This is a genomic window from Faecalibacterium sp. AF10-46 (genome assembly GCF_003604105.1).
Classification (GTDB): Bacteria; Bacillota; Clostridia; order Oscillospirales; family Ruminococcaceae; genus Faecalibacterium; species Faecalibacterium taiwanense.
The window spans coordinates 109,120-135,811 of record NZ_QVGY01000010.1; the positions used below are offsets into that span (position 1 = coordinate 109,120).

The following is a 26,692-nucleotide window of genomic DNA, read 5'->3' on the forward strand; positions in this document are numbered from 1 at the left end:
CAATTCTGAATGGTTTCTCTGTCAAACCGTGTCGTTTTGTGGTACAATAAAAACGTATTCTGATGTGAACAGGAAAGGACGTTTCCATGCAGCTGTTTGAACTGGTGTCCCCGCGGCTGTTCCGCCCGCTGGCGGGGCCGAACCGGGCTTTTTATGCGGAATTGCTGCTTCTGCTCTGGGAGGAGTGCCGCCACACGGCGGATTACAGCATTTCCCGCGCGGAGGCCGTCTGGCGTGCCGAGGATTACTTTGCCGCACTGGCAAAGCCCCTTGCGCTGGATGCCGACGGTGCGGGCGATGAGGACGAGCAGCCCACCCGCGACCCCCACACGCTGGCCGTGGGCTTTTTGCTGCGGCTGCGCCGCACCGGCTGGCTGGAAGAGCAGCCCGGCAGCTACGAGGGGGAAGCGTCCCTTGCCTTTGTGCCGGAGGTAACGCCGCTGCTGGAAGCGCTGGAAGAGATCCTGAATCCCCGCGTGGTCACCTACACCGGCAAGCTGTACAAGGCATGGCAGCTGCTGGGCAGCATCGGGCAGGAAAAAAGCCCCTATGAGAACGTTCTGCGGGAGGTGGACGCAGACCTTGACGCGCTGAACCGCTCTCTCCGGGCGCTCAATGCCTCCATCGGCCACTATATCGACCGGCTCACCCGCAACCGCACCCCGCAGGAGGTGCTGGAACTGTTCGACCAGTACGAGGAAAAGGTGGTGGCGGCGGCCTACCACCGCTTCAAGACCAGCGACAACCTGTTCAACTACCGCGCCTATCTGGAAGAAGAGCTGGACGACTGCGAGGAGAACTACCTGCCGCAGCTGGCCTTTGATTATGCCCGGGTGGAGCGCTGCGCCCCGAACGAAGCGACACCTGCCGTGCGTGCACTCATCCAGAAGCAGCGGGACGCGCTGGAAGAGATGAGCCTGCTCATGCGCGAGATCGATGCAAGCCACATCCGCTACCGCAAGCGGGCTGTGCAGCGGGCACAGTTCCTGCTGCTGAGCGACCGTTCTTCGCAGGGCAGCGTCACCGCCCTGCTGCGCCGCTACGCCGAGGACATCCGCACCCCGGAGCAGCTGTTTGAGCCGGACGACGGCCCGGTGGCAAAGCGGCTGCATCTGTACCCGGCGGCGGTGTTCGGGGAGAAATTTCTGTACCCGCCCGCTGCCCAGCGCACCGCAGAGCCGCTGGCCCCGGTGCGCACCGAAGGATTCGATCCGGAACAGCTCAAAAAAGAGCAGCAATTGCTGCTGGATTACGCCCGCCTTGCCGTCACCGAGGAGAACGTGGCCCTGCTGGTCCGGCAGGCCCTTGCCGCCCGTCCGCAAGTGAACGCGTCGGCGCTGGCAGAGGAATACCCGAACGATTTTGCCCGCATCATCGGCCTGCACACCTACTCGCAGTCGCCGCACCGGGATTATGACATTCAGCTCACCGGCAATTGGGTGGAGCGCGGCGGTTTCCGCTTTGAGGACTTTGTCCTCACCCGCCGCAGGGAGGAAGAAAATGGCAACCATTAACATGCTGGAAGAAACCGCAAATTACCTGCTGAACCACTGCTTCGTGCTGGGCGGCGTGGAGGATCAGCGGGCAAAATATCTTTATGTGCAGGACCATCTGGACGAGGTCCGCGCTGTGTTCGCCCCGCTGGGCTATTCTGTATTGCTGTACCCGGCACCCCTGCAGGCGGCGGCTTTGGTCAACGGCCACGAGGGCAGTCAGGCCCGGCTGCTGAAATACGAGAGCATCCTGCTTTTGGTATTGCGGCTTTTGTACCTGCAAAAGCGCGAGAGCCTTGCGGCCAATGCCGACGAGGTGCTGGTGACGGTGGAAGAGGTGCAGACCGAGCTGCAGAAGATGAATCTGCCCCGCCGTCTGGACCAGAAAACGCTGGAAAACCTCATGCGCACCCTGCGCCGGTACAATCTGGCGCGGCCTGTGGGGCGGCTTTCCGGGCTGGACAGCCGCATTGAAGTATTTCCCACCGTGCTGCTGGCCCTGCCGGATGCCGACCTTGCGGATGCCGCCGCCGAGAGCGGGCGCACCCGCACAGAGCTTGGCCTTTATGAACGACCGGAAGAAGCAGGGGAGGGTGAAGAATGATCGAACTCAAACGGCTGAAGCTTATCAACTGGCACAACTTTGAAAATGTCACCTTCGACTGCGCACGGCTCACCTATATGATCGGTGTGAACGCCGTGGGCAAGACCACCATTCTGGATGCCATCCGCTACTGCCTGACCACCAACCGCAATTTCAATGCGCTGGGCAATAAAAAGAGCGGCCGCACCCTGCAGGGTTCGGTGCACGCAAAGCAGCGCGGCGAGAACGCCTACCGCCGCCCGGGCCATACCGTGGCCTACATCGGGGCGGAGTTCTGGGACAGCGTCAAGCGCACCCCCTTCGTCATCGCGGTGCGGGTGGAGTCCGAAGGCCCCATGCAGGAGCTGCACCCCGGCGATCAGACATGGTATCTCTCGGAGGACGGCTGCACGCTGGAACAGCTGCCCTTCATCGACCCCAAGACCGGTGCACCCAGCGCAAAGGAGGACTTCAAGCCCGCAACGGGCCGTCTCTCCTACACCCGCAGCCCCAGCGAAGCGCGGGACCGCATCTGCCGTGCGCTGGGCATCGGGCGCGCCTCCAGCCCCTTGGGCAAAAAGTTCAACGAGGTGTTCCAGATGGGCACCAGCATGGACGAGATCCCCAACTTCCGGGAGTTTTTGTACCAGTACATCCTGCCCCAGCCGGAGCTGGATCTGGACGCTTTGCAGGGCGACCGGCTGGAACTGGAAAATCTGCACGCCGTGCTGGCCGAGGCACAGACCCGCGCCGACGCGCTGGAAGAGATCGTGGATTTTGGCCGCGAAGCTGCCGAAAAGCAGACCCAGACCCTTGTGAACCGGGGCGCGGCGCTGCTGGCCCGCGCCGCTGCCGACGGCAGCGAACAGACCGTCTGGCAGGAGCATCTGGATGCGGGCCGCCGCCAGCTGGAACAGCTGAGCGCCCGCTATGCCGAGGCCAAAAATGCCGAAGCGGAAGCCCGCCGGGCCTATCTTTCCGCCCACGGTGCCGCCAGCGCCAGCGGCGAGGGCCGGGCATTGGATGCCCTGACCGAGGAGCTTTCCCGCCGCAAAACGGCGCTGGATACCGCCGCACGCAAAGCCGAAAAGGCAGAAAGTGCCCTTGCCCGCACCCAGAGCCTGCTGGCTGTGCTGCGCCGCAGCGGCTTTGCTGCCGGCATCAAGGCCGAAGAGCTGACGGCGGACACTCTGCCGCAGCTCACCGCATGGCTCTCCGCGCAGGAAAAACCGCTGGAGGAAGCCTATTTTGCTGCCCGCCAGAACACTGCTGCTTTGCAGAAGGAGCAGGCCGGCAAGCGCGCCGAGCTGGATGCGGTGTCCGGCGGCAAGTGGGTCTACCCCCACGGCGATGCCGCCACCCGGGTGCGGGATGCCGTGAATGCGGAACTCAAGAGCCGGGGCATGCAGCCGGATGCGAAAATTTTCTGTGAACTGTTGAACGTGGAGGACGAAAGCTGGCAGGACTGCGTGGAAGCCTGCCTTGGGGACCGCCGCTTTGATATCCTTGTGCCGCCCGCCCACTACGAAGCCGCCAAAAGCGCCTTTGTGGCTCTGAAGGACAAGGTCGGGCCCATCAGCCTGCTGGACACCCCGGGCATCCGCAAGGCCAACCGCCGCGCCGACAAGTACGGCCCGGACAGCCTTGCCGCGCAGGTGAGCAGCGAAAACCCGCTGGCTGCACAGTATGCCCAGACCATTCTGGGCCGCATCGTCTGCTGCGACACCCCCGATACGCTGGAACAGCATCCCGACAGCGCCACCCGCGACCTTCTGCGCCACCACCCCTTCCGGCTGGAACGGCTGCGCACTCCCCAGCGGTACATCGGTCTGGATGCCCGCCGCGCCCGCGCCGGGGCGCTGGCGGCCGAACTGGAAGCTCTGGGGGAAAGCGCCCGTGCTGCCGCCCAGACAGAACAGAACCTGAAAGCCGCCTATAACCAGTACCAGACCCTGCTGCGGGGCACGGCACTGGACGAGCTGGCTGCGCTGTGGGACGCCCGTGCCGCCCTGACTGCTGCACAGAATGCTGTGACCGAACAGGAAGCAAAGCTCACCGAGTGCCGCGAGAACCCGCTGCTGCAGCAGCTTTACAAGGAGGAAGAAGCCCGCGAAGCCGCGTGGGAGACTGCCCGCGCCGCCGTGGAGCAGGCGGGCGGCGACATCCGCGTGTGCCAAAAGCAGATCGCTTCCTGCGAAGCAGAGCAGAAAAAGGCAGGGGAAACGGCCCAGCAGAGCGCCGATGCTGCCCGGAGCTTCTTTGCGGCGCACCCGCTGGTGGAGCCGCTGGCCCGCGCACGGATGCTGGCGCTGGCCCCGGCAGATAAGCCCCGCGCCGCCGCACAGGCTGCGGAAAAGGCGCAGGCCAAGCTGGACGATGCGCTGGCCGTCTATCTGACCGGCACGCTGGAACCGGCCCAGAAGGCCTACAACGAGCACTATGTGTGCGATTATCCGCTGGGCCTTGCGGGGCTGGACCAGTACCGCGCCCAGCACGAGAGCCTTGTGCGCATCGATCTGGAACGCTACGCCGCCCGTCTGGAGCAGGCCCAGCGGGACTGCAAGGACCGCTTCCGCAAGGATATCCTGTTCCGCATGAAGGACGATATCTTCAACGCTCGGCGGCAGTTCCGGGAGCTGAACAAGGTGATGGAACAGCTGACCTACGGCGAGGAGGTCTACCGCTTTGAGCTGGAGCCCAGCCGTGACCCGCAGCTGGCGGCCTTCTATCAGGTCATCGTGGACAAGGGCAACCAGCAGATGACCGAGGGCGACTCGCTGGACAACCTTGCCGCCACCGCCGATCCTGCTTATGAGCGTCAGGTGGACGAGCTGATGGAAAAGATCATGGCGGACGTGGACGAGAACACCCGCGCCCGGCAGGAGGGCCGCACCGGCGGCGTGACCCTGTCGGACTATGTGGACTACCGCACCTATCTGGACTATGATATCAAGGTGACGAACCGAGTCACCGGCCAGCAGGCATACCTGTCCCGGGTCAGCCGCGACTCCTCCGGCGGCGAGAATCAGGCCCCCTTCTATGTGGCCATCTGCGCCAGTCTGCTGCAGATCTACGAAAAGAGCGAGAACAGCATCCGCCTTGTGCTGCTGGACGAAGCCTTCAGCAAGATGACCAGCGACCGCATCCGCCCCATGATGGAGCTGTTCCGCCGCCTGCAGCTGCAGGTGCTGCTCATCTCCACCGTGGAAAAGAGTACCGCCATCCAGCCCTACTGCGACATCACCTACTCCATCGTCCGCCACGGCGACACCAACGCCATAGCGCCCTTTGTCCGCCTTGCGGCGGAATGATGTGCGCATTGTATGCGCAATGATGTCTGCCTGCGGGGCATGATAGAATGTGCGATAGCACACATCATTTTGCGCAGCAACCTCATTTCTGCGCAGCAGAACATCATAAAAAAAGAAGCACGCATCTGCGTGCTTCTTTTTTATTGCTACCGCAGTGGCAGCACATCTTCATCCTCGTTGATCTCTTCCATCATCCCATCCGCAAAGTACCAGCCTTTGCCGTACAGCGCCTCGCTGCCGTCGGCGCACAGGATATACGAGCCGTCCGGCAAAGCGAGAAAATGCCGCTTTTTGCTGTCGGCAAGGGCGATGTCCTCCACCTTCTGTCCGTCCAGCACATGATCCCGGATGAACTGGTAGTGGGGCAGGATGCGGGTCTCGGTCAGGCCAAGGCCGTTCATCCAGCGGGAGTAGTGCGGGTCGGCGGCTTCGCCCGGTTCCTCGGGCGCGGCGTACACGATGTGGGCGGCGTTCATGCTGCCGGCACTCACGCCCAGCACGATGCCGTGGTAGTTGTGGAACAGCCCCGGCAGGCCCAGCTGAGCAAAAAAGTGGTTCTGGGTGGGCACGTGCCCGCCGCACAGCATCACAAAGCCGCTTTGGGGCAGAAGAGAACCGATCTCCTCGGCATTGCGGGCATCGCAGGGGATGAGCGCCGTCAGGGGCAGGTGGGCGTTCGCAAAACTCTGAGCAAACACCCGGCACATCTCGTCGTTCTGCTCGTAGGCATAGGGGTCTGCCGCAATGGCAAGGCCCAGCACGGCGTGATCCGGCCAGACGGCCCGCAGGTTCGCCACAAAGTGGTTGCGCGTGTCCAGCACCGGAATATCCGGCCCCGGCTCAAAGGGGCAGCCGCTGGGGCTGCTGGTCAAAAACAATGTCATAATGATTCCTCATAAAAAGTGAATAAAGGCTGTGTCCATTTTAACACGATTTTGCTGCCAGCGGCAGAGCCAGAATCACCAAAAAAATCCCCCGCTTTTCGCCGTTTCGCAGAAAGCAGGGGATCTTATCATGCCTTTCGGTAATGGAATACCTTGTCCTTGGTGAGGAGCATGGCAGCGCTCACGGCCAGAGCCGCCAGCTCGGCGGCGGTGACGGCCAGCCAGATGCCGTCGATGCCCAGCAGCAGCGGCAGCAGGAGAATGGCGATCACCTGAAACGCCAGCGTGCGCAAAAAAGAGATCAACGCGCTGGTCACGCCGTCGCCCAGCGCCGTGAAGAAGGAGGACGCATACACGTTGAAGCCCATGATGAGGAAGCTCAGCGCATACAGCCGGAAGGCCCGGCTGGTCAGGGCCAGCAACTCCGCATCGTAGCCCACGAAAATGCGCGCTACACAGGGGATGATGAACATGGAAGCCAGCGTCAGGGTCACAGCCACCACGGCGATGAGCCGCAGGCTTTTCCGGTAGAGGTTGTGCACCTCGGTGTGGTTGCGGGCACCGTAGTGGAAGCTGACGATGGGTGCACTGCCCACGGCATAGCCCACGAACACCGCCACGAACAGGAAGGCCGCGTACATGATGACGCCGTAGGCGGCCACGCCGTTCTCACCGGCCAGACGCAGCAGCTGGTAGTTGTACAGGATGTTCACCAGCGACATGGACAGGTTGGTCATCAGCTCGGAGGAGCCGTTGATGCAGGCGTCCAGCAGCACCTTGCTGTACAGCTGCGTTTTGCGCAGGTGCAGGCGGCTGGTATTCTTGTGGTCGAGGAAGTAGAACACCGGCAGTACGCCGCCCACCAGCTGGCTGATAAAGGTGGCAATGGCCGCGCCCTCCACGCCCCAGCCCCAGATCCCCACCATCAGCACATCCAGCACCATGTTGGTGCAGCCCGCGCCCACGGTGAACCAGAAGCCGAGGTGCGGCTTTTCGGCGGTGACGAAAAAGCTCTGGAACATATTCTGCAGCGCAAAGGTGGGCAGGGACACCATCAGGATGCGTCCATAGCGCACCGCGTAGTCCAAAAGCTCTCCCTTTGCACCCAGCAGCACGGCAATGGGCCGCAGGAACACAATACCCAGCACGGCCAGCACACTGACCGAGACCAGAGCCGCCAGCAGGAACAGGGTGAAATAGCGGTCGGCCTTTTTCTGGTCGCCCTCGCCCAGCGTGATGCCCACGATGGCGCTGCCGCCGGTGCCCAGCATAAAGCCGATGGTGCCCAGCAGCATGGGCAGCGGCATGATGAGGTTGACCGCCGCAAAGGCCGTCTTGCCCACAAAGTTGGAGACACACAGGCCGTCCACGATGCCGTAGATGGAGGTGAACAGCATGGTGCCGATGCAGGGCAGCACGAACCGCAAAAGGCGGGAATAGGTAAAATGATCGGAAAGCTGGATCCGCTGCTTGGACATGGCGTCCTCCTTTCTGCACAAGGTGCAAAAAACGGGCCGGATAAATGTCCGTGAGTGCACGCCCGGCCTCGATCTGCTTCGTCACTACGGCAACGAAACCTCCGGCGGGGCGCTGTCTGCACGGCATCTTATCCGGCCCGTTTCAAATTACGTTGAAAACGGTCCTCCGATGAACCGAAAAAGAGCATATCAGAATTTATTTTTGTTGTCAAGGCAGAAAAATCAAAAAAATCGGCATTCGAGGGTCAAAATTCATAAACTGTCTCTTTTCAACGTTTCTCAAACCTGTTAGAATGATAAAAGTTTTTTTATGGATCCGGAAAGGAGAACTCCTGTTTTGATGAAACGTTTTTATACCGCCATCGTGCGCCGCCGCAGGCTGGTGCTGGCGGTGTTTGCACTGGCGGCTGTGCTGAGCGTGTTCGCTGTGCGTCAGGTAAAGGTGGATTACGATATCAACGACTACCTGCCGCCGGAATCCCCCTCCACCACCGCCATCGAGGTGATGAACGGTGCTTTCACCGGCGGCATCCCCAACATGCGGGTTATGGTGCGGGATGTCACGGTGCCGCAGGCGCTGGAGTACAAGGAAAAGCTTGCCGCCATCGATGGAGTGTCCTCCGTTGTATGGCTGGACGACAGTTTGGATGTGACGGTGCCTTTGCAGATGCAGGACACCGCCACGGTGGAGAGCTATTATAAGGATGGCTGCGCCCTGTTCACCGTGACGGTGGAGGACGAGAAGCGTCTGGAAGCCGTGGCTGCCGTGCGGGATCTGATCGGGGAGGGCAACGCGCTGGAGGGCGCGGCAGTGTCCACTGCCGTTGCCACCAACTCCACCGTGACCGAGGTGGCAAAGATCGCCGCCATCGCGGTGGTGTATGTGCTGTTCATCCTGATCCTGACCACCGATTCCTGGGCGGAGCCGCTGCTGGTGCTGACGGGCCTTGGCGCGGCCATCCTGCTCAACAACGGCACGAACCTCATCTTCGGCACCATCTCGTTTGTGACGAATGCGGCGGGCAGCATCCTGCAGCTGGCGGTTTCGCTGGACTACTCGGTGTTTCTGATCCACCGCTTTGCGGAGTGCCGGGCTGAAAACCCGGATGCCAGCCCGGAGGAGTGCATGGTGGATGCCCTGTGCAGATCCACCGGCTCCATTCTGTCCAGCGGCCTGACCACCGTCATCGGCTTTCTGGCACTGGTGCTCATGCAGTTCCAGATCGGCCCGGATCTGGGCCTTGCGCTGGCAAAGGGCGTGGTGCTGAGCCTTGTCACCGTGTTCACCTTCATGCCCGCGCTCACGCTGGCAGCGTATCAGTGGATGGATAAGACCTGCCACAGGCCCCTGCTGCCCAGCTTTGACAAGTTTGGCCGCTTTGTGGCCCGCATCATGCTGCCCATGGCGCTGGTGCTGGTCATTCTGATGGTGCCCAGCTATCTGGCCTCCAACTCGAACCAGTATTACTACGGTGCCGCCCACATGTTTGGCGAGAACACCCGTCTGGGTGCGGACACCGCCGCCATTGAAGAGACCTTTGGCCGCAGCGACACCTACGTTGTACTGGTGCCGGAGGGCGATACCGCCACGCAGCAAAAGCTTTCGGATGCACTGCACGCCATCCCGGAGGTGACCGGCATCCTTTCCTATGTGGACAACGCAGGCGCGTCCATTCCGCCGGAGTTCGTGCCCGGGGATACGCTGGGGCTGTTGGTCTCCGGCGGCTACACCCGCATGGTGCTTACGGTAGATGCCGACACCGAGGGCGATGGGGCCTTTGCGCTGGTGGAGCGGGTGCGCGCCACGGTGCAGCAATATTACCCGGACAATTATTATCTGGCCGGTCAGGGCGTGAGCACCTATGACCTGATGGACACCATCACGGCCGACATGGTCAAGGTGAACCTGCTGGCCATCGGCGCAGTGTTCCTGATCCTGCTCCTCATGAAGCGCCAGCTGCTTTTGCCCATCATTCTGGTGCTCAGCATCGAGACCGCCATCTGGATCAATCTGGCCATCCCGTACTTCCGGGGCCAGTACGTGTTCTACATTGCCTACCTCATCATCAGCTCGGTGCAGCTGGGCGCTACGGTGGATTACGCCATCCTCTTCTCCGACCGCTATCAGGAGTTCCGCGAGACGCTGGGCCGCAAAGAAGCCGTTGCGGCCACGGTGTCCGCCGTGACCACCTCGGTCAGCACCACTGGCAGCGCCATGGCGGTGGTGGGCTTCCTGATGGGAGCCATTTCCTCGAACCAGCTGCTGGGCCAGCTGGGCAATTTCCTGGGCGTGGGCAGTCTGGTGTCGCTGGCCATCGTGCTTTCGGCACTGCCGGGCTTTTTGTATCTGGCCGACCCGCTCATTATAAAAAAGAAAAAACAGCCGAAGGAGGCTTGACCAAGATGAAACATCGATTTGTGCGCCGGGTGTCGGCGCTGGCACTGGCGGGCTGCCTGCTGGCGGGCAGCAGTCTGCCGGCCTTTGCAGCAGCCTCCGCTGCCAAGGAAGAGGTCATTTATGCAAATCTTACGGCCTCCGGTGCTGTGACCGGCGTGTACGCCGTGAACAGCTTTTCCGTGCAGGCGGGGGACACCGTTGCGGACCACGGCAGCTACACTGCCGTGCGCAACATGACCACGAGCGATGCCGTGAAGCAGAGCGGCGATACGGTCACGGTGCATGTGACCGAGGGCGGCAAACTCTATTATGAGGGCACCATGGATGCCGCCACGGCCCTGCCGTGGGTGGTAAAGCTGACCTATACGCTGGACGGGGCAGAGATCAGCCCCGACGAGCTGGGCGGCAAAAGCGGTGCTCTTTCCATCCGGCTGCAGGTGAGCCGCAACCCGGACTGCACCGGCAGCTTTTTTGACGACTACGCGCTGCAGGTGACCATGAGTCTGGACACCGGCCTTGCCCGGAACATCAGCGCGCCGGGCGCTACGGTAGCGAATGTGGGCAGCAAAAAGCAGCTTTCCTACATCCTGCTGCCGGGCGCGGACAGCGACGTGACCGTCACCGCCGATGTGACGAATTTTGCCATGGACGCCGTTTCCCTGAACGGCGTGCGGCTGAACCTGAACCTCGACCTCGGGGATATGGACCTGACGGGGATGCTGGAACAGCTGCAGAGCGGTTCCGTTCAGCTGGACGATGGTGCCAACGCGCTGGCAGACGGCATTGCGCAGGTGCAGGCGGGCATCGACACCCTGAACGGCAATTCCGGTGCCTTGACCGGCGGCTCAGCCCGGGTGCGTGGGGCCCTCACCCAGATGCAGACCGCGCTGAACGGCATCTCGGCCTCCACCGACGAGCTGAACACCCTGCTGGATGCCTCCACCCAGATCCGGGACGGCATTGCCCGGCTGGATGAGGGCGCGGCACAGCTGGAGCAGCAGGTGAGCTTTGAAGCCTACAAGGCCATCCTGAAAGAGAACGGCCTTGACCTTGACGTGGTAAAGGATGGCAATGCCAAGGCCATCCAGCAGCTGCAGGGAATGGTGTGGATGATGCCGCAGCTCAAGGATGTGATCCTGCTTTTGCAGGGGTCTACGGCCAACATCGATGCCATGCAGACCTATCTCGACACCGTGAACGGCGGCATTGCCCAGCTGCACGAGGGCAGCAGCACCCTGAACGGCAGCTACGGCGAGTTTGATGCCGGGGTGCGTCAGCTGGCCGGTGTGCTTACTGGGATGCTGGGCAATCTCTCGGTGCTCACCGACGGCGTGAACCAGCTTGCCGCCCAGTACGTCCAGCTGGACGACGGCCTGAACGCCTACACCGACGGTGTAGCCCAGCTGAAGGCGGGCGTTGTGCAGCTGGCGGAGGGTGCATCGCAGCTGACCGGCGGCACCGGCGAGCTGCGCAGCAGCGTTTCCGGCATCGACATGGGTGCCCAGCTGGACAGCCTGCTGAACAGTCTTTCCGGCGGCGGGGAGGTGCAGAGCTTCACCTCGGCAGAGAACACCGAGGTGGGCGCGGTGCAGTTTGCGCTGCAGACCACTGCCATCACAGCCCCGGCCCCGGCTGCCCAGCCGGAACCGGCAGCTGTGACCCTGACCTTTTGGCAGAAGCTGCTCAAGCTGTTTGGGCTGTATAAAGGCTGATTTTTATGATACGGGGGATGCTTCCCGCGCAGAGAGTGGTCGCGTGTTTAAAGTTTGATGCCTTTTGCAAAATGCATCGCCGCCGGGTATGTTCTCTTTTGCGTGCCAAAAGAGAACCAGAAAAGCACCCGCTACTTTCGAGGCGCGGGGGGCACGAACTAGGGGCTGCACGCCCCTAGTAACCCCAAAGAAGATGGGCTCCATACAAAAAATCCAAGTCGCTTCGCTAAAGGTTTTTTTGTGTTACGCCGATTTCAAGGCCCCTCAGCCGCTGCTGCGGCAGCTCCCCGCAGGGGAGCTGGCGCGCTCGTAAGCTTTGTACTCGAGCCAGTAACTTTGCCGCTATGCCAAGGCCTCTCCCTTTGGGAGAGGTGGCAGTGAGTGTAACGAACTGACGGAGAGGGCTAGCCTGCTTTCTCCCGCGCTGCCGTTTGCCGTCCAGTTCTCTCCCGTGAAAAGCGAAAGCCGGAAAATCCGCAGATTTTCCGGCTTTCTTTCTATAAAAATAATCGTTCCGCTAAAGATGCCCAGAGCGAAGCGGAGGGCATTTTAAATCGTCTGCTTCCCGCTGATATCATTCAAAATGGTATTCCACCAGTTCGCAGTTCCTGATACCCGCAGCTGCGTATTCCTCGTTGGTCATATCGTAGAAATAGGACTGCACCACCCGGGCGATGCCGTTGTGGGCCACCAGAAGATAGGTCTTGTCGGTGTCAGCCTTCAGCTCGTCCAGCAGGTTATAGATGCGCTGGGCCAGCTGCATCATACTCTCGCCGCCGTCGTAGCGGTCGGCGAAGTGGGTCTTGGAAACGCGGAACTCGCCGCCGTTGCGGGGCGTGCCCTCGTATTTGCCAAAGCACTGCTCCCGCAGGCGCGGCTCACACCGGGCGGGCAGGCCGGTGGCCTCGGCAATGGCCATGGCGGTGTCGGCGGCGCGGGACAGGGGAGAGTACAGGATCTCATCGATGTGCACCCCGCTGGCTTTGACGGCTTCGCCCAGCTTCCGGGCCTGCTGGCGGCCCCGCTCGGTGAGGGGGCTGTCGGTCATGCCGCAGATCTTGTTTTCAACGTTCCAGACGGTCTCTCCGTGGCGGGTGAAATAAAGCGTATGCATGGGTGGCTCCTTACTGGTCGTATCCCGCCTCGATCTCGCGGATGCGGGTGTAGAAAAAGTCGTTGGCAGGGGTGGGCATCCCGTACTTCTTGGCCCGCTGGCGCACCACACCGGCAAACTCCTCCACCTCGGTGGGGCGCTTTGCCAGCACATCCTGCCGCATGCTGGGCATGCCCTCGGGGTTAAAGGTGGGCATCATGGCATCGATGAACTGCACATCGTTGTCCGGTGGCAGGGGCACGCCCTCAAGGTTCGCCAGCCGGATGACCTCCTGCATGGCCGCGCGCATCATGTCCTGTGCTTCGCCGGGCTGGCGCAGGCCTCCGTAGGGCTGGTCAAAGGCGGCTGCGGCCTGATTCAGGCCGTCATTCACCATCAGCTTGTTCCACTGTTTGTAAAGGATATCCTCACAGGGCTCGCACGCAATGCCGCACTCGTCCAGATAGTCGGCCACGGCCTGCACACGGTCGGTCATCTCGCCGCTGCGCTCACCGAACTGGATCTTGCCCGCCTGATTGAACACCAGCGTGCGCCCGGTGCGGGTGGCATCCATGCCGATGGCAACGCTCCACAGGGTGTGGCCGGGATAGGCTGTGTCAATGTGCTCCTCGCTGGTGATGCCGTTCAGCACGCTGAGGATGATGGTGTCCGGGCCAATGAACTTTGCAATGTCCTGAATGGCCTGTTCCAGCACCGTGGCCTTGACGGCCACCAGAAGCAGGTCTACCGGTTTGCCCTCGGCGGGGGTGACGTAACGGAAGCTGCACGCTTCGCCGTTGCAGATGACCGGCTCGGCAGAGTAGCGGGCAATGCGGTCCTTGTCGGCGATGACCTGCACGCCGGGCATTTTGCGGCCGAACAGGATGCCCAGTGCGCCCAGACCGATCAGGGCCGAAGTTTCGATCTTTTTCATGTGTTCCTCCTGTGTTTATGCCTTTTTCAGCGTTCCGTCTGCGGTCAGGACGACCATGCTGCCCTCGTCGATGCCTAGGCGGGTGAGCTCTTTGTCCGGGTAGGGCAGGGTGCGCCGGGCCCCGGCGGGATCAGCCAGCGTGACATCGCACAGCACCGGCTGACCGGCGGGCAGCTCCTCGCAGCCGTACAGCTGTTCGTCAATGCGCAGAACGCGGCAGGTAGTCTCCATAGCAGCTAAACTCCTTTTTGTAAATACAGCATTTTTATTATAAAGCTCTGCGCGGGGCGCGTCAACCGCATTTGGCTTGACAGCCGGCCGCCCGGCTTGATAAAATAGGAATGATTTTTGGAACAGGGGGCAGTCACATGAATATTACGGAACTGCGTTATCTGGTGGCCATCCGCAAGTGGGGCTCCGTGAGCGCGGCGGCAAAGCAGCTGTATGCGGCCCAGCCCAATGTGAGCAAGGCGCTCAAGAATCTGGAAGAGGAATACGGCATCCGCATCTTTGAACGCTCGTCCACCGGCATGATCCCCACCGAACAGGGACGGCATTTTATCCGGCAGGCAGAGCGGGTGCTGGACGAGGTGGACCGGCTGGATCTGGATGCCCGCAGCCGGCAGAGCAGCTGTGCGGAGCTGCGGGTGGTGCTGCCCCACGCCACCTACGCTTCCTACGCGACGGTGGATTTTTTGCAGCAGATGGCAGACAGCCAGCAGCTGCGGGTGCATATCCGGGAATCCGGCACCATGGAAGCACTGGACCATGTACTGCGGCGGGGCTATCATCTGGCCCTGCTGCGCTACGCGGAGGAGGATGAGGATTATTACCGCCGCTACTGCGACCGTCACGGCCTGCACCGGGAGCCGGTGATGGAGTTTGAATACCGGCTGCTGACCAACCGCGAAGGCCCGCTGGCAAAGTGCGAAGTGACCGACATCACCCAGCTGAACAGCTATATGGAAGTCCTGCACGGTGATTTCCAGCTGCCCGGCGGTGAGGACAGCGGCCTGCGCTGGCATACGAACCCGAACCGCCGCATCCATGTGTATGAGCGGTGCAGCCAGTTTTCCATCCTGCAGAACCTGCCCAATGCCTATATGTGGGCTTCGCCCATGCCAAAGCGGGCGCTGGAACAATACCATCTGGTGCTCAGGAAATGCCCGGCCCAGCGCCAGCGCATGAAGGATGTTCTGGTCTATCCGGACAGGGGGACCCTGCGCCCGGAGGAGCAGACCTTTGTGCAGTTGCTGCACAAGCAGGCGGCGCTGACCGTGAAATGACCGCCGAAACCGGTTAAGAACTGGCAAAACATCGGAATGCGGAAAAACCGAAAAGCAAAGGAATTTGGCCGACAGCCGCAGCGCTTTATGCGCTGCGGCTGTCTTTTTGCTGATAAATCGAGCAAAAAAGAGACGAAACATCGGCTAAAAAACTTTGCGGCTATATGGCCTTTGATATGCCCCCATACCAGAAGCATATTATCACTTTTATGAAAAATATGTTAACATAGACCCAGAAAGCTGGCCGGGATGAATGGAAAATATGGAAAATGCTTCCATGATTCCGGCACAAAGAAAAAGGAGGTTTCTGGTATGATCAGTTTCTTACTCTGTCTGGCGATCCTGATCGTGGGCTACTTTGTCTATGGTAAGATCGTGGACAACACCTTCGGCCCGGACGACCGCGAAACGCCTGCTGTGCGCATCAATGACGGTGTGGACTACGTTGTGATGCCCCAGTGGAAGCTGTTCCTCGTTCAGCTGCTGAACATCGCCGGCCTTGGCCCCATTTTTGGTGCCATGCAGGGCGCATTGTGGGGCCCGGTGGTCTTTTTGTGGATCACCTTCGGCACCATCTTTGCGGGCGGTGTGCACGACTACTTCTCCGGCATGATGAGCGAGCGCAACGACGGCGCTTCCATCGCCGAGATCACCGGCAAGTACTTAGGCCCTGTGATGCAGAACGTCATGCGCGTGTTCTCTGTTGTGCTGCTCATCATGGTGGGCACCGTGTTCGCGGTGGGCCCCGCCGGCCTGATCGTGGAGCTGTGCAGTCAGAGCGGCGCTTCCGGCGTGCTCACCTCGCTGCTGTTCTGGCTCATCATCATTCTGGTGTACTACTTTATTGCAACCTTTATCTCCATTGATGCCGTCATTGGCAAGATCTACCCCATCTTCGGCATCTGCCTGATCATCATGGCCATCGGCGTCATCTTCGGCATCTTCACCAATCCTGCCTACACCATCCCGGAGATCTGGAATCACTTCGGCAGCATGCATCCGTCGGGAACCCCCATCTGGAGCTTCATGTTCATCACGGTGGCCTGCGGTGCTATCTCCGGTTTCCACTCCACCCAGTCGCCTCTGATGGCCCGCTGCATGAAGAGTGAAAAGCAGGGCCACTTCGTGTTCTACGGCGCAATGGTCTGCGAGGGCGTTATCGCTCTGATCTGGGCCGCTGCTGGCTGCAGCCTGTACGAGGTGACCGGCGGCCTGAACACCGGTCTGGCCGAAGCACTGGCCATGGGCCAGTCCAAGGCTATTTATGATGTCTGCTCCAAGACCATGGGCGGCGTGGGCATCGCACTGGCAATGGTCGGCGTTGTGGTGTGCCCCATCACCTCCGGCGATACCGCATTCCGTTCCGCCCGTCTGACTCTGGCCGACTGGTTCAAGATCGATCAGGACAGCTACGCAAACCGCCTGAAGCTCTGTGTCCCTGTGCTGGGCGTTGGTGCTTTCCTTGGCATCGGCAACGCGCTGGGCTTCATCAACTACACGGTCATCTGGCGCTACTTCAGCTGGACCAACCAGACGCTGGCCATGATCGTTCTGTGGGCTGCATCCATGTACCTGTTCAAGGAGAAGAAGAACTACTGGATCACCGCTGTGCCCGCTACCTTCATGAGCGCGGTCTCTTCCACCTACTTCATTCTGGCTCCCGAATGTCTGGGCGGCCTGCTGAACGCCAAGACCGCAGAAGGCGCAACCATCTACAACACCGCCGTTGCATACCCCATCGGCATCATCTTTGCCATTGCAATGCTGGCAGTCTTCCTCCACGCAACGAAGAAGGCAGCCCAGAAGGCATGACACGATATATACAAAGATATATACAAATAATCTGTTGAATAAGGCATCCTCCGCTGAAATGGCTCGGCGGAGGATGCCTTGTATTTTGCGGCGTTTCAGGCAGAGAAATCACGATTTGCGGAGAAAATTGAAAACGATTGAGCAACTTGCACAAAAGCGGACCAGAAAGTTTGGCAGCAGCGGCTTTGACTGGTCCCGGAAAAGGTCTTTACCGGAGAATTAAGAAAATTTGCCGTAAATTCGATAAAAACTCTTTTTCAGTATTCTGCAGGAGCATCTTGCCATATACTTTTTGATATGGGAACTATACCAGAAAAATATTAACCGTTTTATGAAAAAAGTGTTAACATGAAGCCAGAGATTGGTCAGAGCCGTGGTCAGGCACGCAAAATGCTGGCTGCGGTTTGAATCAAAAAGGAGGTTTCTGGTATGATTAGTTTCTTACTCTGTCTGGCGCTCTTGATCATCGGCTACTTTGTCTATGGCAAGATCGTTGACAACACGTTCGGACCGGACGACCGCGAAACTCCTGCTGTGCGCATCAACGACGGCGTTGACTACGTTGTGATGCCCCAGTGGAAGCTGTTCCTCGTCCAGCTGCTGAACATTGCAGGTCTGGGCCCCATCTTTGGTGCACTGCAGGGTGCTCTGTGGGGTCCCGTGGTGTTCCTGTGGATTACCTTCGGCACCATCTTTGCAGGTGGTGTGCATGACTACTTCTCCGGTATGATGAGCGAGCGCAACGATGGCGCATCCATCGCTGAGGTCACCGGCAGATACCTCGGACCTGTCATGCAGAACATCATGCGTGTGTTCTCTGTTGTGCTGCTGATCATGGTTGGTACCGTGTTCGCAGTGGGCCCCGCAGGCCTGATCGTTACCCTGTGCAAGAACAGCGGCATGTCCGGTCTGCTGACCACCACCCTGTTCTGGCTGATCATCATTCTGGTGTACTACTTCATCGCAACCTTTATCTCCATTGATGCCATCATCGGTAAGATCTACCCCGTGTTCGGCATCTGCCTGATCATCATGGCTGTGGGCGTTATCTTCGGCATCTTTACCAACCCTGCCTACACCATCCCCGAGATCTGGGCAAACTTCAGCAACATGCATCCGTCGGGCACTCCCATTTGGAGCTTCATGTTCATCACCGTTGCCTGCGGCGCTATCTCCGGTTTCCACTCCACCCAGTCGCCTCTGATGGCTCGCTGCATGAAGAGTGAGAAGCAGGGCCACTTCGTGTTCTACGGCGCAATGGTCTGCGAGGGTGTCATCGCTCTGATCTGGGCCGCTGCCGGCTGCGCACTGTACACCATCACCGACGGCAAGATGGCCGGTCTGGCAGAGGCTCTGGCTGCTGGTCAGTCTGCTGCCATCTACGACGTGTGTGCAAAGACCATGGGCGGCGTTGGCATTGCTCTGGCAATGATCGGCGTTGTCATCTGCCCCATCACCTCCGGCGATACCGCGTTCCGTTCCGCTCGTCTGACTCTGGCCGACTGGCTCAAGATCGATCAGGACAGCTACGCAAACCGCCTGAAGCTCTGTGTCCCTGTGCTGGGCGTTGGTGCTTTCCTGGGCATTGGCAACGCACTGGGCTTCATCAACTACACCGTGATCTGGCGCTACTTCAGCTGGACCAACCAGACGCTGGCCATGATCGTTCTGTGGGCTGCATCCATGTACCTGTTCAAGGAGAAGAAGAACTACTGGATCACCGCTGTGCCCGCTACCTTCATGAGCGCTGTGTCCTGCACCTACTTCGTGCTGGCACCTGAGTGCCTGGGCAAGATGATCAATACTTACGCAGACGGCAAGCTGGTCGCTTACAACACTGCCGTTGCATACCCCATCGGCATCATCTTTGCAATCGCAATGCTGGCACTCTTCATCTATGCTACCAAGAAGCACACCGCTTCTCAGAAGGCATAAGGATGTCTGCCGCACCGCATAAGCCTTAAACTCTGACACCCCCGCCGCTGCACCCCGCAGTGACGGGGGTGTTTTGACATAACAGACAAACCTTTTGTGCAAATCTTAGCAGCAGAAGGGGTTGCATTTTGAGGGCTGCAGTGCGAAAATAGAACCGGTGATTTTATTTGGAATGGCTGCAGCATCTGCGGCTGGACCGGAAACTAACAGTAAAGAAGGGAACTTCCATGATCTTCAAACCTGCACAGCTGGGTATGGCAAAGCTTGATAAACAGGAGCTGGTGGAGGACAGAAAGTCCTGCAAAAAGATCGGCCCCTGCGGCGTTGGCAAAAAGGCGCTGTACCTCAACAGCTTTTACATCGACCGCCGCTATTATCTGCCCTATGGCAGCATCAGCCGTGTGTTCAAGCGGGTGGCTATGAGCTCCGGCGGCTTTACCGGCAAGGGCATGTTTGCCTCCATGGCCTACCTTGTGGTGGAGTACGATGGCGGCAAGCAGAAGCAGTGCAACTTCAAGGACGAGCGGGATGTGGACAAGCTGCTGGAGGTGCTGGCCAAAGAGCAGCCGCAGATCCATCTGCTCAGCGCAGCCGGTGAGCAGATGCTGCAGAAGAAGGAAGCCGAAAAGGCCTCCCGCAAGCTGCCGGAAAGCGAGCTGACCGACGATGCCCGTCACAGCATCACCGTGCTGCACAGGGCAAAGGAATATCTGGAAGCAAAGCCGGAAATCGCCGATGAGCTGAGTGCAGCCGAGCGCCGCAAGCGCGCCCAGCTGCAAAGCAAGCCGGTGTACCGCTATGTGGCGCTGGCCATCTTTATCATGGGCATCGTCTCTGCGGCCTATGGCCTGTATGCCGTTACCAACCACACCGGCGGCTATGGCATCTACTTTGCACTGTTTGGCTTTGCAGCCATCTTCCTGTTCTCCAGCTACAACATGCTGCCCACCGCCCACAACAACCACAGCGCCATCATGAAGCGGGCCGAGAAGGCCGAAGCTGCTATGGCAGAATACGTGAAGCACTACCCGAACGGTGCCTTCCCGGTGCCCAGCCATTACGCACATCCCATCGTGCTCAAGCAGATGAGCGATGCCATTGAAGAGGGCCGCGCCGTCACGGTGCCGGAAGCCCTTGCAGCCGTGGAAAGCCGCCTGAAGTCCCTGAACGCAGATGTGCAGGTGGAACAGGAGGAATACGACGAGGTGGTGGTCATCAAAGCGATGTTCCTGAACCACGATTATCAGTAAAAATTTATTTACGTAAAAACAGAGCCAGAACAACTGCAGTTGTTCTGGCTCTGTTTTTATCTTTGGATGGTAAAATATAGAGTTTGGTCAAATCGTCTTTCGGGACTTAACCTCTGGATGTATCCATTCTCGATGATCTCATTAACGACAGTGCTTGGAAGAATGGGAGTGGTTGTTCTGTCCGATATAACATAGCGTTTCCATTTCAATCCATTGACCGAAAACTCTTTGTCGGTTTGATTGCCGAATGCCATTTGTCTGTAAATGTCGTTCACTCGAATAATACCGGAACGACTTAGTTCCCATAAGCACCTTGCAAGTCTGGCTGTTGCTCTCATGGGCCTACTCATTTTAGATGCTCCGTCATTAGAGCCGTCAATGAATAGCCTGGAAAAGGCATAGTCACTCCAGACTATAATATCAAATGCTTGATCTGCAAGTAATGGAGATTTTCCCTGTGTTTTCCAAATCGTCTGCATAAGAAGGGGCTTCTGATTCTGATAATATTCACTTTGGAAGGAGTTGATACTGTTGTAAAGTTCATGCATTTTGTGAGATACTTCAAAGTCATTATCCCACATTTGGATAGAAGAACAAGCGTCCTCGAAGATTTCTCTCACGTGACGAGAATGGTCTTTGACTGCATCAAACATGCCCAATGCACAGTATGAAGTAGTAGCAGATCGGATGACAATCTCGGAACCCCACTCATTTTCTTCTTTTTCGCAGGTGGAGTTATCTGGTAAGACTGTTAGTTTGACCTCAATGGGAGACAAAAATCTTCCGTCAAGGTCTTTTATAACAAGATCAATTCCATCTATTGCGTCAAAAGAGTAGCGTTGATATGGCTCAAAGACTGATTCAAAACTGAAAAAGAGTTCATTTGAACTTTTGGCACCGCTGTTAAATACTTGACTGATAGGAATTTCATCTGCTACTATTCCTAATTTGCCGTTTACGTGAGCGAGTTTGATGTATACAGCTGGTATGTTGTGCTCTAACATGTAACAGGCTGTGGCGGTGGGATAACTGGAGTTGAAACAATTTTTACCCCAATGGTCGGTAACAGTTCGGTTGGAATGCTCGATACCAAACAAGCCGGATGACATAAATTTACATCCCCTCAAAAACGGCGTCAAATACTTGACGCCATATCAATACTATGTTACCATAATTATAGCATGGACTCTATGAGAATGGAAGTGAGAAACATGAGAACTGTTGATTTGTTCGCGGGATGTGGAGGCCTTTCGCTTGGTTTTGAAAAACAAGGATTTGAAATCGTAGCGGCATTTGAATTGTGGGATGCCGCTATTAAATGTTATAAAGCAAACTTTAACCATCCTGTTCTAAAAGTGGATTTGGCTGATACCCAGAATGCAGTTGAAATTATAAAAAAATATAAACCGGCTATGATTATCGGAGGTCCACCATGTCAGGATTTTTCTCATGCGGGAAAACGAATTGAAGCGAACAGGGCAGTCTTAACAGATTCCTATGCTGAAATCATCAGTGCGATTAGACCTATTTGCTTTGTTATGGAAAACGTGGACAGAGCGCAAAAGAGTAATGCTTATGCAAGCGCTAGACGAATTTTAAAAGACGCTGGATATGGTCTGACCGAAATTGTTCTTGATGCAAGCAAGTGTGGTGCTCCACAAAAACGTAGAAGATTTATTTGCTTTGGTATGCTTGGCAAAGAAGATGGCTTTGCGCTGGATGTGTTTGTCAAAAGACAGTCCAAAAATTCGATGACTTTAAGAGACTATTTTGGCGATAGTTTGGGCTTCGAGTTTTATTATAGGCATCCTCGTAATTATAACCGCAGAGCGGTGTTTTCTATCGATGAACCTGCTCCGACTGTAAGAGGAGTCAATCGTCCAGTTCCCAAAGGCTACCCAGGGCATCCGAACGATGCATGTCCCGTTCATTCTGAACTTCATGTGCTAAGTACAGAGGAACGAGCGTTAATCCAAACCTTCCCCAAATCATTTAAATGGATTGGCAATAAAACGGATGTTGAACAGATGATAGGCAATGCGGTGCCTGTTAATTTGGCAAGGTATGTAGCCGAAACGGTGCAGCTTACTTTGGAGGAATGTGGTAATGGTTGATACGGAAGGTTTCAAAAAATGGCTTAAGGAAAATTCTTCGTATTCTGAAGCAGTAATTGGCGACATGGCATCTAGAGTTAAGCGTGCTGATGGAATTATAGAATGGTATGATGAAGAGGTATATCAGTTCTACTTGGAACAGAAGGAACAATATAAATGCTTGTCGGTTTCTGTTCGTTCTCAAATTAAGAGGGCTGTCAAATTATATCGAAAATTTCATGCAAGGTGATGACAAAAAGAGGCTGCTGCACTTTCAGCTAAAACGATGTGCAACAGCCCCTTTTGTTTTGCCTAACTTCTTGCACAGCAGAATTGTTCGTTTTATAATGAAAAAGGAGAGTCTTTACACCCACGAGTGGAGGAAACAGCTATGGATATGGTCACCCTTGGCAGCACCGGCATCACGGTGAACAAAAATGGCTTCGGCGCACTGCCCATCCAGCGCATCTCGCAGGAAGATGCCGTCTATCTGGCCCGCAAGGCTTACAAGGCAGGCATCCGCTTTTTTGATACCGCCCGCGCCTACACCGACAGCGAGGTGAAGCTGGGCGAAGCCTTTGACGGCATCCGCACGGAAGTGTATATCGCCACCAAAACGGCAGCGCAGAACGCAGAGGACTTCTGGAAGGATCTGCACACCTCACTCACCAACCTGCGCACCGATTACATTGACCTGTACCAGTTCCACAATCCCGCATTCTGCCCGAAGCCAGGCGACGGCTCCGGCCTCTACGAGGCTATGCAGGAGGCCAAAGCCAAGGGCATGGTCCGGCATATCGGCATCACCAACCACCGCCTGAAGGTGGCCCACGAGGCCATTGACAGCGGTTTGTACGAGACGCTGCAGTTCCCGTTCAGCTATATCTCCGGTGAGCAGGAGCTGGAATTGGTGAACAAGTGCAAGGCGGCAAATATGGGCTTTATCGCTATGAAGGGCCTGTCCGGCGGACTGATCACCAACAGTGCCGCAGCCTATGCCTTTGAGGCGCAGTTCGATGGAGTTCTGCCCATCTGGGGCGTGCAGCGTGAAAGGGAACTGGATGAGTTCCTTTCCTATATCGACAACCCGCCGCGTATGACCGACGACATCCGTGCCGTCATTGAGGGGGATCGTGCCGAGCTGTGCGGCGAGTTCTGCCGCGGCTGCGGCTATTGTATGCCCTGCCCGGCAGGCATCGAGATCAACAACTGCGCCCGCATGAGCCTGCTGCTGCGTCGTTCGCCCTCGGCAGAGCATCTCAGCCCCGCAGGTCAGGCCAAGATGAAAAAGATCGAAGGCTGCCTGCACTGCAACCGGTGCAAGGCCAAGTGCCCATATGGTCTGGATACCCCCGCCCTGCTGGCCCGCAACTATGAGGATTACAAACGCGTTCTGGCCGGTGAAGTAAAAGTTCAGTAACACAAAAGCTCCTGCCCATTCAGACAGGAGCTTTTGTGCTTTATGCGGCAGCTTTTGGCTGCTCAAAAATCTTCATCGATTCCTTATAGCAGTGTGCGAAGTACACGATCTCGGCAAGGGCGGTCAGCGCCCAGCTGCAGGGGTACAGTGCGTACAGCGAGGGAATGGTGTGAAAGTGCGCGAAGATGGTGTATACCCAGATCACCCGGAACACGCAGGAACCCATTACCACAATAATGGTGGGCACCACCGTCTTGCCAAGTCCGCGGGAAGCGGCGATGGTGCAATCCATAAAGGCGGAGATGCAGTAGGCAAAGCCCATCACGCCTACGCGCTTCATGCCGGCATCAATGACGGCGCTCTCGGTGGTGAACAGGGCAAGGAAGGTGCGGCCAAAGAGGAACAGGCTTCCGCCCAGGATCAGGCCCACACCAAAGGAGTAGGCCAGACTGATGAAATAACTCTTCTTTACGCGGTCCGGCTTGCCAGCGCCGTAGTTCTGGCTCATAAAGCTTGCACAGGCCATATAGAATGCGGCCATGCAGTCGTAGATCATGGCATCGGCATTGGCGGCGGCGCTGTTGCCCTTGACCATGAGAGAGTCGAAGGAGTTGACCCCTGCCTGAATGAACAGGTTTGCAATGGCAAAAATGGCATTCTGGAAACCGGCCGGAAGACCAAGGCCCAGAATGCTCTTTGTTGTGGCGGGGTCCAGATGCAGCTTTTTGGTGTCCAGCACGTAGCAGTCCTGCACTTTGGTCAAAGCGTGCAGGATCAGCCCGGCAGAGACGCACTGCGAAATGGCACTGGCCAGCGCCACGCCCATGACGCTTAACTGGCACACGATGACAAAAAACAGGTTCAGTGCAATGTTCAGTGCGCCCGCAATGGACAGGTACATCAGCGGCTTTTTGGTGTCGCCGATGGCGCTGAACACAGCGTTGCCGAAGTTGTACAAGGCCAGAGCGGGCATACCAAGGAAGTACACCCGCAGGTACAGGATGGCACCGGGCAGCAGGTCGTCCTTGGTGTTCAGCAGCCGCAGCATGAAGGGGGAGCCCAGCAGGCCGACGAACAGCAGCACCACACCCGCGATCAGGCTGACGATGGCGGCGGAGTGGACAGTCTTTTCCACATCGTGCTCGTGCCGTGCACCGTAGAAGCGGGCCACCAGCACGTTGATGCCGCCGCTCAGGCCGATCAGGAAGCCGGTGAACAGGCTGACGAGGATGCTGGTGGAACCCACCGCGCCCAGCGCTGTAGAGCCTGCAAACCGGCCTACCACGGCCACGTCCGACATGTTGAACAGCACCTGCAGCAGGTTGGAAAGCGCCAGCGGCAGACTGACCAGAAAGATCTGTTTGGCCAGAGGGCCTTCGGTCAGTGTTTTGGTATTTGATTTCATGTTCTCTTTTTATCCTTTAACCTAAACCGTGCCCGCGCACACCGGGGCACACCTCTATTATATGGGCCGCTGCGGCTTTTGCAAGATAGCATCGACATTTCCTATTTGATTTTTTTGTGTGGCTGTGCTATACTACTTTACACCGATGAAATGAATATGTGCGATCGTAGCTCAGCTGGATAGAGCGTTCGGCTCCGACCCGGAAGGCCAGAGGTTCGAATCCTCCCGGTCGCACCAAGAATCCCCGACACACTTTCGTGTGCCGGGGATTCTTTTTGTGCGATCGGGAGGATCCGAACAGCAACGACGACGACCGCAGCCAGCGGCTGAAACAGGGAGGAGTTGTTGGGGCCGCGTTCTGATTTTTCAAAGCCCTGCCAAGGGGCTGCAGAAAAATCAGCAAACGCAACCCGTCAGGCCCTGCACAGCAGGGCAAGCAATCAGCCCAGCGGGCTGTTGCTTAGTGCGCGGTTCCCAGCGTGTAGGAATGTCTAACAACAGGCTGCGATTTACGGTGCGCCGGGAGGATTCGAGCTATCCTTTTTTGTTTTTCATCCAGATGCGGTACAGCCCGTCTGTGATGAGGGTCTCCCGGTATAGAATGGGGGTGCAGCATGCTTCCCGGATGGGAATGGGCAGATTGCCGGTGGCGTAGAATGCTGTCTGCGGGCCAAGCTCTGCGCAGAAACGTTCCGCCAGACCGTCCAGCAGGCTGGCGGTGCCCAGCACAAAGCCGTTCTGCAGGCAGGAAGAGGTGCTCTTGCCCAGAATGGATGCGGGAGCCTTTGCAGCAAGGTCGATCTGCGGCAGCTGAGCGGTGTTCTTTACCAGTGCGCTCAGCGAGAGCTGCGGCCCGGGTAGGATCACCCCGCCCACAAGCTCCTGCTTGGCATTGACTGCCATCATGGAGATAGCGGTATCGGCAGAGATCACTACCAGCGGCCCGGAACACTCTGCCAGTGCAGCAACAGCACCGCATAAAAGCTCGGCGCCCAGCTGGGCGGGGTTGTCCAACCGAAGCTTGATGCCGCTTTTCAGGCCGGGGCCGACCGTCAGGATGCGCGCATTGCAGAGGATACGCAAAGCGGAAAGAACCCGGCCGCTCAGCACGGGCACTACACTGCCCAGAATACCGCCTTCAACTTGTGCCGGCGAAGCACCGTGCAGAGAGAGCAGATTCACCAGACGGATGGCGTATTCGTCCACCGTTGCGGCGGTATCAGAGTGCAGCCGTCCACAAAAACGCAGAGTATCCTGCTCGTAGCCGCCCACGGTGATGTGGGTGTTGCCAATGTTGACGGTGAGTATCATAAACAAAGCCCTCCTCTGCAGCGCAATATAATGTATATATAATATAATAGCACACCCGAATAGCGCGCCCGCCGCGGATATTGACACAGGACATGGCGCTTCTCCTTTATGTAATAAGTATAGCTACCTTATACAGGATACGGGGATAACTCCATAATACGTTCTGTGCACAGTCTTGTCAAGAAAAAAGGAGCGTCTTGTAACGGGTGAAAAACAGGGGGGATTCTTTGCTCTGCAAAGAAATTGGAAAAAGTTGTCAAAAAGTGTTGACAAGGAGGCGGGGGTGTGGTATTA

General features: G+C 57.8%; 20 protein-coding genes and 1 tRNA gene. 13 read left to right on the plus strand and 8 right to left on the minus strand.

What is annotated here, in order from left to right; translation table 11 throughout:
- The first annotated feature begins 86 nt into the window (after positions 1-86).
- From DWV57_RS11145 to DWV57_RS11155, 3 genes are read left to right on the plus strand one after another with little or no spacing between them, the layout of a single operon-like run.
- Positions 87-1,514, plus strand: a complete 1,428-nt coding sequence (locus DWV57_RS11145) for a Wadjet anti-phage system protein JetA family protein (RefSeq protein ID WP_120020831.1) — start codon at positions 87-89, stop codon at positions 1,512-1,514.
- Positions 1,501-2,097, plus strand: coding sequence for a DUF4194 domain-containing protein (locus tag DWV57_RS11150; protein WP_097776755.1), 597 nt, complete (start codon positions 1,501-1,503; stop codon positions 2,095-2,097). The genes DWV57_RS11145 and DWV57_RS11150 overlap by 14 nt, the downstream gene beginning before the upstream one ends.
- The gene (locus DWV57_RS11155) at positions 2,094-5,387 is read left to right on the plus strand and encodes an SbcC/MukB-like Walker B domain-containing protein (protein WP_120020832.1); all 3,294 of its coding nucleotides are present in this window, start codon (positions 2,094-2,096) and stop codon (positions 5,385-5,387) included. Before DWV57_RS11150 ends, DWV57_RS11155 begins: the two co-directional genes overlap by 4 nt.
- A gap of 146 nt (positions 5,388-5,533) precedes the next feature.
- On the opposite strand, the gene DWV57_RS11160 is transcribed toward DWV57_RS11155, so the two are convergent.
- Positions 5,534-6,271, minus strand: coding sequence for a Type 1 glutamine amidotransferase-like domain-containing protein (locus DWV57_RS11160; RefSeq protein ID WP_120020833.1), 738 nt, complete (start codon positions 6,269-6,271; stop codon positions 5,534-5,536).
- Positions 6,272-6,399: 128 nt separating this feature from the next.
- Entirely contained in the window at positions 6,400-7,749 is a 1,350-nt protein-coding gene (locus DWV57_RS11165) for an MATE family efflux transporter (protein WP_120020834.1), read from the minus strand.
- A 340-nt stretch (positions 7,750-8,089) separates the two neighbouring features.
- Here DWV57_RS11165 and DWV57_RS11170 point away from each other — a divergent pair, with 340 nt between their 5' ends.
- Together DWV57_RS11170 and DWV57_RS11175 are read left to right on the plus strand one after the other, a co-directional pair.
- On the plus strand, positions 8,090-10,147 hold the full coding sequence (locus tag DWV57_RS11170; RefSeq protein WP_120020835.1) for an MMPL family transporter: 2,058 nt from the start codon (positions 8,090-8,092) through the stop codon (positions 10,145-10,147).
- A gap of 5 nt (positions 10,148-10,152) precedes the next feature.
- Entirely contained in the window at positions 10,153-11,859 is a 1,707-nt protein-coding gene (locus tag DWV57_RS11175; RefSeq protein WP_120020836.1) for a hypothetical protein, read from the plus strand.
- A 574-nt stretch (positions 11,860-12,433) separates the two neighbouring features.
- Here the strand turns inward: DWV57_RS11175 and DWV57_RS11180 are convergent.
- The 3 genes from DWV57_RS11180 to DWV57_RS11190 are packed head-to-tail and all read right to left on the minus strand — an operon-like array spanning position 12,434 to position 14,117.
- Positions 12,434-12,973, minus strand: coding sequence for a histidine phosphatase family protein (locus tag DWV57_RS11180; protein WP_120020837.1), 540 nt, complete (start codon positions 12,971-12,973; stop codon positions 12,434-12,436).
- Positions 12,974-12,983: 10 nt separating this feature from the next.
- A complete protein-coding gene (locus tag DWV57_RS11185; protein ID WP_120020838.1) occupies positions 12,984-13,886 on the minus strand; it encodes a 2-dehydropantoate 2-reductase in 903 nt (300 codons plus the stop codon).
- 15 nt (positions 13,887-13,901) lie between these two features.
- Positions 13,902-14,117, minus strand: coding sequence for a hypothetical protein (locus tag DWV57_RS11190; protein ID WP_120020839.1), 216 nt, complete (start codon positions 14,115-14,117; stop codon positions 13,902-13,904).
- Between the two features lie 137 nt (positions 14,118-14,254).
- Here DWV57_RS11190 and DWV57_RS11195 point away from each other — a divergent pair, with 137 nt between their 5' ends.
- From DWV57_RS11195 to DWV57_RS11210, 4 genes are all read left to right on the plus strand, one after another.
- A complete protein-coding gene (locus DWV57_RS11195; RefSeq protein WP_165852917.1) occupies positions 14,255-15,172 on the plus strand; it encodes a LysR family transcriptional regulator in 918 nt (305 codons plus the stop codon).
- Positions 15,173-15,484: 312 nt separating this feature from the next.
- Positions 15,485-16,984, plus strand: a complete 1,500-nt coding sequence (locus DWV57_RS11200) for a carbon starvation CstA family protein (RefSeq protein ID WP_120020840.1) — start codon at positions 15,485-15,487, stop codon at positions 16,982-16,984.
- Between the two features lie 429 nt (positions 16,985-17,413).
- Positions 17,414-18,919: a carbon starvation CstA family protein gene (locus tag DWV57_RS11205; RefSeq protein WP_118529289.1), complete on the plus strand. Its 1,506-nt coding sequence runs from the start codon at positions 17,414-17,416 to the stop codon at positions 18,917-18,919.
- A gap of 227 nt (positions 18,920-19,146) precedes the next feature.
- Entirely contained in the window at positions 19,147-20,169 is a 1,023-nt protein-coding gene (locus DWV57_RS11210) for an ATPase P (RefSeq protein WP_120020841.1), read from the plus strand.
- A gap of 56 nt (positions 20,170-20,225) precedes the next feature.
- Here DWV57_RS11210 and DWV57_RS11215 read toward each other — a convergent pair whose 3' ends face one another.
- Complete coding sequence (locus DWV57_RS11215) at positions 20,226-21,278, minus strand: HindVP family restriction endonuclease (protein ID WP_120020842.1); 1,053 nt, start codon at positions 21,276-21,278, stop codon at positions 20,226-20,228.
- A gap of 102 nt (positions 21,279-21,380) precedes the next feature.
- On the opposite strand from DWV57_RS11215, the gene DWV57_RS11220 reads away from it, so the two are divergent.
- The 3 genes from DWV57_RS11220 (at position 21,381) to DWV57_RS11225 (ending at position 23,682) form a co-directional block, all read left to right on the plus strand.
- Entirely contained in the window at positions 21,381-22,283 is a 903-nt protein-coding gene (locus tag DWV57_RS11220) for a DNA cytosine methyltransferase (protein WP_207666258.1), read from the plus strand.
- Positions 22,276-22,512, plus strand: coding sequence for a hypothetical protein (locus DWV57_RS14680; RefSeq protein ID WP_207666259.1), 237 nt, complete (start codon positions 22,276-22,278; stop codon positions 22,510-22,512). The genes DWV57_RS11220 and DWV57_RS14680 overlap by 8 nt, the downstream gene beginning before the upstream one ends.
- A 141-nt stretch (positions 22,513-22,653) precedes the next feature.
- Positions 22,654-23,682: an aldo/keto reductase gene (locus tag DWV57_RS11225; protein WP_120020843.1), complete on the plus strand. Its 1,029-nt coding sequence runs from the start codon at positions 22,654-22,656 to the stop codon at positions 23,680-23,682.
- Between the two features lie 40 nt (positions 23,683-23,722).
- On the opposite strand, the gene DWV57_RS11230 is transcribed toward DWV57_RS11225, so the two are convergent.
- Positions 23,723-25,087: an MATE family efflux transporter gene (locus tag DWV57_RS11230; RefSeq protein WP_120020844.1), complete on the minus strand. Its 1,365-nt coding sequence runs from the start codon at positions 25,085-25,087 to the stop codon at positions 23,723-23,725.
- Positions 25,088-25,247: 160 nt separating this feature from the next.
- Between DWV57_RS11230 and DWV57_RS11235 the strand changes: the two genes are divergently transcribed.
- Positions 25,248-25,324 (plus strand) — tRNA-Arg (locus tag DWV57_RS11235).
- A gap of 297 nt (positions 25,325-25,621) precedes the next feature.
- Here DWV57_RS11235 and DWV57_RS11240 read toward each other — a convergent pair.
- Complete coding sequence (locus tag DWV57_RS11240; protein WP_118529292.1) at positions 25,622-26,398, minus strand: type III pantothenate kinase; 777 nt, start codon at positions 26,396-26,398, stop codon at positions 25,622-25,624.
- Positions 26,399-26,692: the final 294 nt, after the last annotated feature.